Below are 8,986 nucleotides of genomic sequence, written 5' to 3'. Positions count from 1 at the left end.
CGTCGAGGCTTTTCCCGACCTCCTCGATCGTGCGGCCCAGACCGAGTTCCCGGACCCAGAGATTCCCCGCCACCAAGTGGTTGACGAGCGCGGGTCACCCCGGCTGCCACGACCGCGACGGAACCCCGTTGATCGTCGTCCCGCCCTGCGCCAGGTCGACCCCGCTGGTCCGCAGGAAGCCGATGGGGAAGGGAAGTTCCGGCGCTGTCAGCGCGTCCAGTTCCGTCAGCTGGGCCTCGGACAGGCTGACGGTCAGCGAGGCGAGGTTGTCCTCCAGTTGTTCGACGGTGCGGCAGCCGATGACCGGCGCGGTCACCTCCGGCCGGTGGCCGAGCCAGGCGAGGGCGACGGCGGAGACCGGGACGTGCTGCTCGTGGGCGATCTGCCGCAGCAGGTCCAGCAGGTCGAAGGTGCGGTCGGTGAGCTTCGCCCGGGTGTCCGGCAATGCCGCGCGACATGATCCGGCCGGACTCTGGTTCTCCCGGGTGTGCTTGCCCGACAGGACGCCTCCCGCGAGCGGGCTCCAGGCCGCCACGCCGAGGCCCAGTTCGCGGGCGGCCCCGAACAGTTCGCCCTCGGAGGTCCGTTCCAGCAGCGAGTACTCGACCTGGATCGCGGCCGGCGAAGCCCAGCCGCGCAGCTCGGCGATGGTCGCCATCCGGGCCACGGCCCACGCCGGGGTGTCGGACAGGCCGAAATAGCGGATCTTCCCCGCGGTCACGAGGTCTTGGAGAGTGCTGAGCGTCTCTTCCAGCGGGGTGTGCTGGTCGAAGTAGTGCTGCCAGTAGAGGTCGATGTAGTCGGTGCCCAGGCGGGTCAGCGAGGCGTCGAGCTGGCGCATGATCGCCTTGCGCCCGGCGCCGCCGCCGTTGGGGTCGCCGGGGTGCATGTTGCCGGCGAACTTCGTGGCGATCACCAAGCCGTCCCGCGCGCCGGGGCGCTCACGGAGGTACTGCGCGACGGTCTCTTCGGCACGCCCGCCCGCGTAGCCGTTGGCGGTGTCGATGGTGTTGCCCCCGGCGTCGACGTAGCGGCGCAGCATCCGCAGCGCCGTTTCCCGGTCGGAACCCCAGGTGGGGTCGTCGAACGTCAGCGTGCCCAGGAACAGCGGGCTGACGCGGAGGCCGGTACGGCCCAGAGTGCGGTAGGAGTCGAGGTGCGTGGAACTCATGGTCACCAGCCTCGCCGAGCGGAGGCGTACGGTGAATGCCCTGCCGTCCCGATTTCTTTCGCGGGAGTACAGAAATGCCTGCCGATCCCCTGAACCTCCCCCTTGACCCCTCGAACCCCCTGCCCCCTTCCAACCCTCCGTCCGACCCGTTGTCCCACGTCCTCGCGCTCGCCGGCGCCCGCTGCACCCTGACCGGCCGGCTGGCGGCGAGCGGCCGGTGGGCGCTCCGCTTCCCCGCCCCCGGCCGGCTCAAGATCATCACGGTGCTGCGCGGTACGTGCACGTTCTCCTCGGCCCGGCTCGCGAACGACGTCGACGTCCGGGCGGGGGAGGCCATCGCCGTGAACGGCTCCGACCCGTTCACGCTGTACACCGACCCGGCGGCGCCACCGGTCGACGCCACCGAGATGACCGTGCCCTTCCACCGCATCGGAAGCGGTGAGGAGTTCTCGGGAGTCGGCGGGGACCTGGACGTTCAGCACGGCGGCGAGGCGTTGCTCGCCTGGGCCCTGCCGCCGTTTCTGCACCTCACGAGTACGAGCCCGCAGTCCACGGCGGTGCGCTGGCTGCTGGAGGAGCTGGACGCCGAGCTGGGCGACCCCCGGGCCGGCGGCGGTTTCGCGCGGGACCAGATCGCCCAGCTCCTCCTCGTCCAGGTGCTGCGCTCCTACCTGGCCCGCCCGGAGGCGCTCCCGGCGGGCTGGCTGCGCGCGGTCGCCGACCCCCGGCTGGCCCCGGCCGTACGGGCGATGCACGAGAACCCGGCGTACGCGTGGCAGCTCCACGAACTCGCGCGGATCGCCACCATGGCCCGTACGACCTTCGCGGCGCGATTCCGTGCCGTAGCCGGGGTTCCGCCACTGGCCTATCTGCACGACTGGCGCATGCGGCTCGCGGCACACGCGCTGGTCCACCAGGACGTGCCGGTGGGGCGGGTGGGGCTGAGTATCGGCTACGCGTCGGAGAGCTCGTTCAGTACGGCGTTCAAACGCGCCTTCGGCACCACACCGTTGAGGTACCGGCGAACCGGCGGGCGGGACTGAGGCGGCGACGGTACTGACCGTCCGGGCGGCGCATCGCCTACCGGCGGACGACACCCGACGAATACGCCGCGTCGCTTGTCCAAGAGGGCCTGAGCGACGAGGACCACGTCGTACGAGCCGCAGCGGCCGGAGCCTGGCAGCAGTGACAGCCACCGGGCCCCGGCCCGTAGCCGTAGCCCGTTGGACGGTCGTCAGGCGGTAACGCCGCCGTCGCCGTCCTTCACCGCCGCCACGAACCGCGTCCACGCGTCCGTGGGGAAGGCCAGGGCGGAACCGTTCTTGTTCTTGCTGTCGCGGACCAGGACGGTGCCGCGTGGCCGCGCGGCGGCCAGGCCGGCGGCGATCTCGACGCATTGGCCGCCGTTGTTGCTGTACGAGGACTTGAACCAGCGGGGGGATTCGGTGGTCATGGGGTGTCCTTTCGCCCTGGTTGCGCATGGCCCCTGATTCGTTGGAGCGGTGGATCAGGGGCCATGCGTTGTACGGGTCACAGCCCTTAGACGGCCGTGAAGGTGTCGCTCTTCACTTCTGCTACGAAGCTCGTCCACGCGCTCGGGGTGAAGGAGAGCGTGGGGCCGTCCGTGTCCTTGCTGTCGCGGACGGGAACGACGTTGCGGGAGGCGGCGAGGTTGGCCGCGATCTCGACGCAAGCGCCGCCGTTCTCACTGTACGAGGACTTGAACCAGCGGGGGGATTCGGTGGACGTCACGAGGTGCCCTTTCGTATCCGGCTAATCATGGCCACAGACGCCGCCTGGGAAGGCGCTTCGGCCTGTAGCTGATGGTAGGCCGTCAGCATGGGCAGTACGAACGTGCTTTCCCGTTCGAGATGGCCTCGTGGTGCAGCCTCGGCGTACAACATGAGGGAGCGGTCCGACATCGTCAGCAGGTACAGCGGCAGGCTCAGCGTGCGGCGGACCCCCATGCTGAACGGGGCGACCTGGAGCACAGTGTTCGGCAGCTCTGCGAACTCAGCCAGACGGGCCAACTGCGCTTCCATGACAGACCTGTTCCCAATAGGCCGCCGGAGACAGCTCTCATCGAGCACCACGAAGACGAGTGGGGGCGATGTCCGGATCAGTGAGGCTTGGCGCTCCGCGATGAGGGCTATCCGCTCGGCTCCCTGCTCCGGCGAGATGACGCCACGTTTGACGGTGCTCTCCACCAGCGCTGTCGCGTACTCCGGTGTCTGGAGCAAACCAGGGATTACTCCAACCTCGTACAGCCTGATCTCGGCTGCCCGACCCTCGTGCCCTACATATTCCGGGAAACCTTCCAGCAGGCTTCCGTGCTTGATCTCCCGCCACTCGCGCTCGAACGTGTCGGCGGTGTCGGCGATGCCGAAGGCAATGTCGGCGCGACGCGCAAAGCGGAGAGTCGGCATCTTGCGGCCAGTTTCCACGGCCGAAATATGCGTACTTGAATACCCCGTGTGTTTGGCGAGGTCTTCCTGCTTCCATCCGCGATCTTCGCGTGCCTTGCGCAGGCGTGCACCGAAGGCAGCTTGGGGGCTGCTGTCGGGGTTCAACTCTTTGACGTTCAAGGGCTCGTGACGACCTTCCGTGCTCGACTGACACGTTGAACGGGCTTCGACTCTAGGACACGATGATTCCCCTTGGTAGTGGTATCGCTACAGAGAGGAGTCGTGATGCCCTCGAACGTTTCTCCGGGTCGTCACCCTGTGTCTCAGTGGGACTCCGGAAGCCCGGACGTAATGGACGACGCCCTCGCGGAGTTGGAGCGCGCGATCGTGGCCGGCGGATTCTGGCGCTTAGCGCCGGATTGGCTGCCGCGCGAATACGCGGAGCCGACGCGGGAGTTGACCGAGCGGGTGCGAAACGGATTGAGGCGGTTGATCACATGAGGAGTGCGGCGCGGGAAGCGCTTTCCCGACTGATGGATGAATTGGGGGCCGACGGAGTGCTTCTGGTGCTCAAGCTCGATGAGTCGGCCGCCCGGCCCGACCGTCGTCCCCCGACCGGTTCCATCGCCTTCCCGCCGTGCGACTGTGCCGAACACCGTGCCGGGCGCGGCAAGCCCGACACGGCCGTCCGGCTCAGTGCCAAGGGCGACGACGGTGGCGACGGCGACGCCCGTGGCGGGGGTTTGTGACCAGGCGCGTCCTTCGATACGTACTGCTGGTTGTCCCGGGTGATGGCGAGGGTTGGTGCTGTCTCCCGGTGAACGGGCCCGCCCCGAGCGGGCCTCAGCAGCCTCAGCCGTCCAGTGAGATCGCGCTCTTGGCGTGGTCGCGGGCGGCCTCTGTGGCCGGGTCGACCGGGTCGCGGCCTACCAGGGACTGGTTGAGGCGGATGAAGGGGCGCATGCGGTCCTCGGTACGGGCGTACGCGACGCGGTGGTCGCCGTCCGCCGCGGCGAGGGAGTCGGCCAGTACGTACGCGCCGACCAGCGCCAGGCTGGTGCCCTGGCCCGTAGCGGGCGAGGGGCAGTAGCCGGCGTCGCCCACCAGGGTCACGCGGCCCTTGGACCAGTGCTCCATGCGTACCTGCGCCATCGTGTCGAAGTAGAAATCAGTAGACGCGGCAAGGTATTTGAGGAGCCGTCGGCTCTCCCAGCCCAGGGTGGAAAGGCGGTCGGCGGCCAGCGCCTTGTGGGCTTCGGTGTCGCGGTGGTCGTAGTCGGTCAAGTCGGCATTGAAGCCGAGGGTGATCCTCAGCTCCGAGTTGTCGGGCACCGGGTAGGCGATGAGGGCGAAGAGCGCCTCTTCATCGGTGACGAAGATCTGCCAGTTCTCCAGATCGAGGAAGTTCTCCGCGCTGAAGATGGCTATCTGACCGTCGAGCCGGTGGAGCAAGGGCTGCTCCGGGCCGAACGCCAGGGCCCGTACGGTGGAGTGCAGGCCGTCGGCCCCGACCACGTAGTCGAAGGTGCGCGGTGCGCCCCGCTCGAAGGTGACGCGTACGCCGTGCCCGTCCCCGTCCCCGTCCCCATCCCCATTCCTGTCCCCCTCCTCGTCTTCGTCGAGAGTGGCGATGGAGTCCCCGTATATGTACTCGACGTCGTCGCGGGTCGCGCCGACCACGATCCGCGAGAGGTCCTCGCGCATCAACTCCACGTCGGTGCTGTCGAATCTGCCGCCGGTGAACGTCCGCTCGGTGGTGCGGTCGAGCTCGTTGCCGTCGCGGTCGAGCACGGTCATGCCGCGCATGCGGGTGCGGGCCGCGCGCACCTGGTCGCCGAGGCCCATGCGGTCGATGACGTCGAGGGCGGCGCCGCGGATGTCGATGGCCTGGCCGCCGAGGCGCGGGGCGGGGTTGCGTTCGACGACGGTCGGGGCGAAGCCGCGGCGGCGGAGCCAGTAGGCGAGGGCGGGCCCGGCGATGCTCCCGCCGGAGATGAGAACAGTCTTCATGTGATCTCCTCAGTCATTCGATCTCCTGAGTACCGTGTACGGAGGACGTACGGCGTACAGGGGACCGACCCGATCGAGAGGACACCTCGATGCAACAGCACATTACGTCCAGGGGAGTTCAAGCCGACAGGGGATCTGGAGGCGCCGGGATCGGAGTTCGCAGAGGTGGCAAGGGTCGTAGACGCCTCGGCGCGGTATTTCTTTGCTGTTTGCTGACCGGAGCATCGACGGCCGGTACGGTTCGGGCGGCCGCTCCCGGCCCCGCTCCCGCTGCCGTCCCCGCAGCCGCTCCTACGGCCGCCCCCGCAGCCGTCCGCGCAGCCGTCCCCGCAGCCGCCTCCGCTGCCGGGAAGCTCACCGTGACCTCGCCCGACCTCCTCCTCACCAAGGGGCAGGCGAAGATCACCGTCTCCTCCGACCAAGCCGTCGTGGCCTGGCGGGCCGTCGACGCGCAGGGCCGCACCGCCGCCTCCGGCACCGCCCCGGTCTCCGGCGGCAGCGCCGCCATCGGACTGGGCGGCCTGGGCCCCGGCTACTACACGCTCACCGCGAGCGCGGGCGGCACCACCCGGACCGCGGGCTTCGGCGTACTGACCGCCCTCACGGGCGATGAGCACAAGGACCGCCGCTTCAACGCCAACTTGCACTTCGGCTGGAGCAATGGCGACGACGCGAAGCTCCTGCGCTCCATGGCGCTCATCGGCATGGGCGGCGTGCGCACCGACGCCAACTGGGCGGCGATCGAGAAGACCCCGGGCGCGTACTCCTGGGGCGGCTACCCCATCGACACGTACATCCCGTACGCCGCGTCGCAGGGGCTGACCACCCTGCCCGTCGCCGGGTACCGCAACCCCAACTACGACCGGGACAAGACCCCTTCCTCGCCGGCCGGGCTGGCCGCCTTCGGGAAGTTCCAGGCTGCGCTGGTGCAGAAATACCAGCGGTACAGCAAGGAAGTCGAGGTCTACAACGAGTTCAACTCCACCGGCTTCAACAAGGGCGCCTGCGGCATCACCGCCGACTGCTACCTCGACATGCTCCGGGCCACGTACGGCAAGGTGCACGCCAAGGTCCCCGACGCCCAGGTCGTCGGCGGCGCGCTCGCGGGGCTGCGCGGCGACTGGCTGAAGCGGCTGTACGCGCTCGGCGGGCTGAAGTACCTCGACGTCGTCAGCGTCCACCAGTACGGCTTCCCCAAGCCGCCGGAACAGGCGCTCGCCGCCCTCCCGCAACTGCGCGAGGACCTCGACGCGGCGGGCGGGCGGCGCAAGCCCCTGTGGATGACGGAGAACGGCTACCCGACCTTCCCCGGCGGCGTCTCCCCCGCCGCGCAGGCCGTCTACCTTCCGCGTGCCCAGCTCTTCTCCTTCGCCTCGGGCGTCGCCCGGTACTACTGGTACGACGTCACCGACGACGGCACGGACCCCAAGAACAAGGAACACAACTTCGGCGCCTTCAAGCGCCCCACCGCCGCGGTGAAGGCATGGCAGCCCAAGCCCGCCGTGGTCACCGAGGGCGTCCTCGTCCGGCAGCTCGCCGGCCGCGCCTTCGCCGGGCGGGACGGCGCGGGGGCGGCGGACGTGCACTCGTACCGGTTCGGCAGCGGCGCGAACACCGTCCGTACGCTCTGGACCACCGGCTCCGCGCCCCGCACCGTCACACTCACCACTGCCCGCCCCCTCACCGTCACCGACCAGTGGGGGCACACCAAGAGCTACGCGCCCACGGGCGGCGTGGTGCGGCTGGCGGTCGACGGGTCGGTGCAGTACGTGCGGGGGCCGGTGACCGGGGTCGAGGCGGCGGGCGGGGGCGCGGGGCCCGTGGGGGAGGGACGCTGACCGTAGGGGAGGGCCGGGGACCGTACGTAGGAGAGGGGCGCGGACAGTAAGAGAGGCCCGGGGACCGTAAGAGAAGGGGCTCGGGCCGTACGAGAGGGGCTCGGGCGGCGGGCGGGTGGCCGGGGTCACGGACAGGTTGGGCAATGCACGTATATGGTCCGGGTAAAGCGCTCGTCTACCGGAGGCGCGCGGGAGACGAGGGCGGACAGTGGGCGGGAAAGCCTATGGGCAGGCGCTGCGCGCGGTGGCCTGTGCCCTGATGGGCTGGCAGGTGTGGCTGGTGTGGCGGCTCTCCAGCTACGACGCCTCGACGGTGGAGTGGACCTGCGACGGGACCGGCACCTGCGCCAGCGACCAGTTCGCGTCCATGGCCCCCTTCGTGGGGATCGGCTCCGCACTGCTCTTCGGCTTCCTCGCCGCGCGGTTCCTCCAGCGCGCCGTGGTGGGCGCGTCCGTGACCCTCGCCGCGCTCGCCGCCATCGCCGGCTGGTACGACGCCGTGGACGCCGGCCGGGTCGCGTACGGCACCGTCACCGACTACTTCATAGTCGTCCCCATCGGCCGCTTCCCCGTCTCCGGCTGGCTCACCTTCCTGTGGGCCGTCGCCGGGGCCGGCTGCCTCGCCGCCTGGTGGGGCGCCGCCGTCAGCATGCGCCGCACCGCCGCGCTGCGCCGCCTCTCCCGCCGGTACACCACCGCCGACGCCGAACTCCACGGCTGGCGGACCGTCGGCGGCAAGTACGGCGAGGTCACCGTCGTCTTCGACGACCTGCGGGGCGACCGGCACGAGGTGCCGGCCATCGTGGAGCGCGTCGCCCTGGAACGTACCGTCCAAGCCGTGTACGACCAGGCCCGCCCCGACGACCCCGCGTGCACCAGGGTCGCCGTGTCCCGCAGAAAGCTGCTGCGCTTCTCATGACCCCAGCGACCCGCTTCGTGCGCCAGTTCTTCTCGCCGGTCGCGCTGCTGACCGCCGTTCCCGTCGGCGCGGCCTTCGCCGCCCTCGTGCGGGGCGCCGTCGAGGGCCCGTTCTGGCTGCTGCTGATCGGACTCTCCGTCACCTCACTCGCGCTGGCCTTCCTCGGCGGGGTCGCCGAGAGCGGGCAGCACGGCCGGGCCGTCGAACTGCGCGCCGGAGGGCGGCGGGCCTACGCGCCCGCGCTCGTCAACTCCGTGCGGGCCGTGCACAAGGACACCGGCCGGACCGTCCTCGACCCCCGCGACCAGAAGACCGTGTTCGCCTTCGACCTGACGGTGGTGCCGGACGACATGCCCGCGTACCGCGTCGAGGTCCGCCACCCGTTGGACCTCCAGGACCTGCTGCACCGCAAGTACGGAGTGGTGGAGTACGACCCCCGGCACCCGTGGCGGGTCGTCGTGCCCAACAACCCGCCGGGGGAGTGGACGGCGCGCGCCCAGCGGCTGGACCCGGAGACCGTCCGGCCCGCCAGCGGCCCCTCCCCGGCTCTGCCGGCCGGGTCGCAGATCCTGGTGCTGGGCGCGGTGGTCGCGGGGCTGTTCTTGTGGCTGCTGTGGACGGTGGGCTGAGGGGCGTACGCAAG

At 70.2% G+C, this 8,986-nt stretch carries 11 protein-coding genes; 6 read left to right on the top strand and 5 right to left on the bottom strand.

What is annotated here, in order from left to right; genetic code table 11:
- Positions 1–94 precede the first annotated feature (94 nt).
- Complete coding sequence (locus AB0I22_RS23720; protein ID WP_363132872.1) at positions 95–1,171, bottom strand: aldo/keto reductase; 1,077 nt, start codon at positions 1,169–1,171, stop codon at positions 95–97.
- A 74-nt stretch (positions 1,172–1,245) separates the two neighbouring features.
- On the opposite strand from AB0I22_RS23720, the gene AB0I22_RS23715 reads away from it, so the two are divergent.
- Positions 1,246–2,214: an AraC family transcriptional regulator gene (locus tag AB0I22_RS23715; protein ID WP_363132871.1), complete on the top strand. Its 969-nt coding sequence runs from the start codon at positions 1,246–1,248 to the stop codon at positions 2,212–2,214.
- Between the two features lie 191 nt (positions 2,215–2,405).
- On the opposite strand, the gene AB0I22_RS23710 is transcribed toward AB0I22_RS23715, so the two are convergent.
- The 3 genes from AB0I22_RS23710 to AB0I22_RS23700 form a co-directional block, all read right to left on the bottom strand.
- On the bottom strand, positions 2,406–2,624 hold the full coding sequence (locus AB0I22_RS23710; RefSeq protein WP_363132870.1) for a DUF397 domain-containing protein: 219 nt from the start codon (positions 2,622–2,624) through the stop codon (positions 2,406–2,408).
- A gap of 86 nt (positions 2,625–2,710) precedes the next feature.
- Positions 2,711–2,923 (bottom strand): DUF397 domain-containing protein, encoded by a 213-nt coding sequence (locus tag AB0I22_RS23705; RefSeq protein WP_363132869.1) that lies wholly within the window; start codon positions 2,921–2,923, stop codon positions 2,711–2,713.
- Positions 2,920–3,756, bottom strand: a complete 837-nt coding sequence (locus tag AB0I22_RS23700; protein WP_363132868.1) for a Scr1 family TA system antitoxin-like transcriptional regulator — start codon at positions 3,754–3,756, stop codon at positions 2,920–2,922. The genes AB0I22_RS23705 and AB0I22_RS23700 overlap by 4 nt, the downstream gene beginning before the upstream one ends.
- A gap of 171 nt (positions 3,757–3,927) precedes the next feature.
- Between AB0I22_RS23700 and AB0I22_RS23695 the strand changes: the two genes are divergently transcribed.
- Positions 3,928–4,077, top strand: coding sequence for a hypothetical protein (locus tag AB0I22_RS23695; RefSeq protein ID WP_363132867.1), 150 nt, complete (start codon positions 3,928–3,930; stop codon positions 4,075–4,077).
- Entirely contained in the window at positions 4,074–4,325 is a 252-nt protein-coding gene (locus tag AB0I22_RS23690; protein WP_363132866.1) for a hypothetical protein, read from the top strand. Before AB0I22_RS23695 ends, AB0I22_RS23690 begins: the two co-directional genes overlap by 4 nt.
- A gap of 103 nt (positions 4,326–4,428) precedes the next feature.
- Here AB0I22_RS23690 and AB0I22_RS23685 read toward each other — a convergent pair whose 3' ends face one another.
- Positions 4,429–5,586, bottom strand: coding sequence for an FAD-dependent monooxygenase (locus tag AB0I22_RS23685; protein WP_363132865.1), 1,158 nt, complete (start codon positions 5,584–5,586; stop codon positions 4,429–4,431).
- 359 nt (positions 5,587–5,945) lie between these two features.
- On the opposite strand from AB0I22_RS23685, the gene AB0I22_RS23680 reads away from it, so the two are divergent.
- The 3 genes from AB0I22_RS23680 to AB0I22_RS23670 all read left to right on the top strand — a co-directional run bounded on the left by AB0I22_RS23680 (position 5,946) and on the right by AB0I22_RS23670 (position 8,972).
- The gene (locus AB0I22_RS23680; protein ID WP_363132864.1) at positions 5,946–7,424 is read left to right on the top strand and encodes a hypothetical protein; all 1,479 of its coding nucleotides are present in this window, start codon (positions 5,946–5,948) and stop codon (positions 7,422–7,424) included.
- A 208-nt stretch (positions 7,425–7,632) separates the two neighbouring features.
- Positions 7,633–8,343 carry a hypothetical protein gene (locus AB0I22_RS23675; protein WP_363132863.1) on the top strand — a complete coding sequence of 237 codons (711 nt, stop codon included), beginning with the start codon at positions 7,633–7,635 and terminating at the stop codon, positions 8,341–8,343.
- Complete coding sequence (locus AB0I22_RS23670; RefSeq protein WP_363132862.1) at positions 8,340–8,972, top strand: hypothetical protein; 633 nt, start codon at positions 8,340–8,342, stop codon at positions 8,970–8,972. The genes AB0I22_RS23675 and AB0I22_RS23670 overlap by 4 nt, the downstream gene beginning before the upstream one ends.
- Positions 8,973–8,986: the final 14 nt, after the last annotated feature.

It is taken from the genome of Streptomyces sp. NPDC050610, from assembly GCF_040654875.1.
Taxonomy (GTDB): domain Bacteria; phylum Actinomycetota; class Actinomycetes; order Streptomycetales; family Streptomycetaceae; genus Streptomyces.
Note: the sequence above shows the minus strand (reverse complement) of the source record. Positions and strands in the feature narration are given on the sequence as shown.

What these genes read in the sequence shown, in the direction of transcription:
- AB0I22_RS23720 (WP_363132872.1), bottom strand. Translation starts at nt 1,171, where the DNA reads ATGAGTTCCACGCACCTCGACTCCTACCGCACTCTGGGCCGTACCGGC.
- AB0I22_RS23715 (WP_363132871.1), top strand. Translation starts at nt 1,246, where the DNA reads ATGCCTGCCGATCCCCTGAACCTCCCCCTTGACCCCTCGAACCCCCTG.
- AB0I22_RS23710 (WP_363132870.1), bottom strand. Translation starts at nt 2,624, where the DNA reads ATGACCACCGAATCCCCCCGCTGGTTCAAGTCCTCGTACAGCAACAAC.
- AB0I22_RS23695 (WP_363132867.1), top strand. Translation starts at nt 3,928, where the DNA reads ATGGACGACGCCCTCGCGGAGTTGGAGCGCGCGATCGTGGCCGGCGGA.
- AB0I22_RS23690 (WP_363132866.1), top strand. Translation starts at nt 4,074, where the DNA reads ATGAGGAGTGCGGCGCGGGAAGCGCTTTCCCGACTGATGGATGAATTG.
- AB0I22_RS23685 (WP_363132865.1), bottom strand. Translation starts at nt 5,586, where the DNA reads ATGAAGACTGTTCTCATCTCCGGCGGGAGCATCGCCGGGCCCGCCCTC.
- AB0I22_RS23670 (WP_363132862.1), top strand. Translation starts at nt 8,340, where the DNA reads ATGACCCCAGCGACCCGCTTCGTGCGCCAGTTCTTCTCGCCGGTCGCG.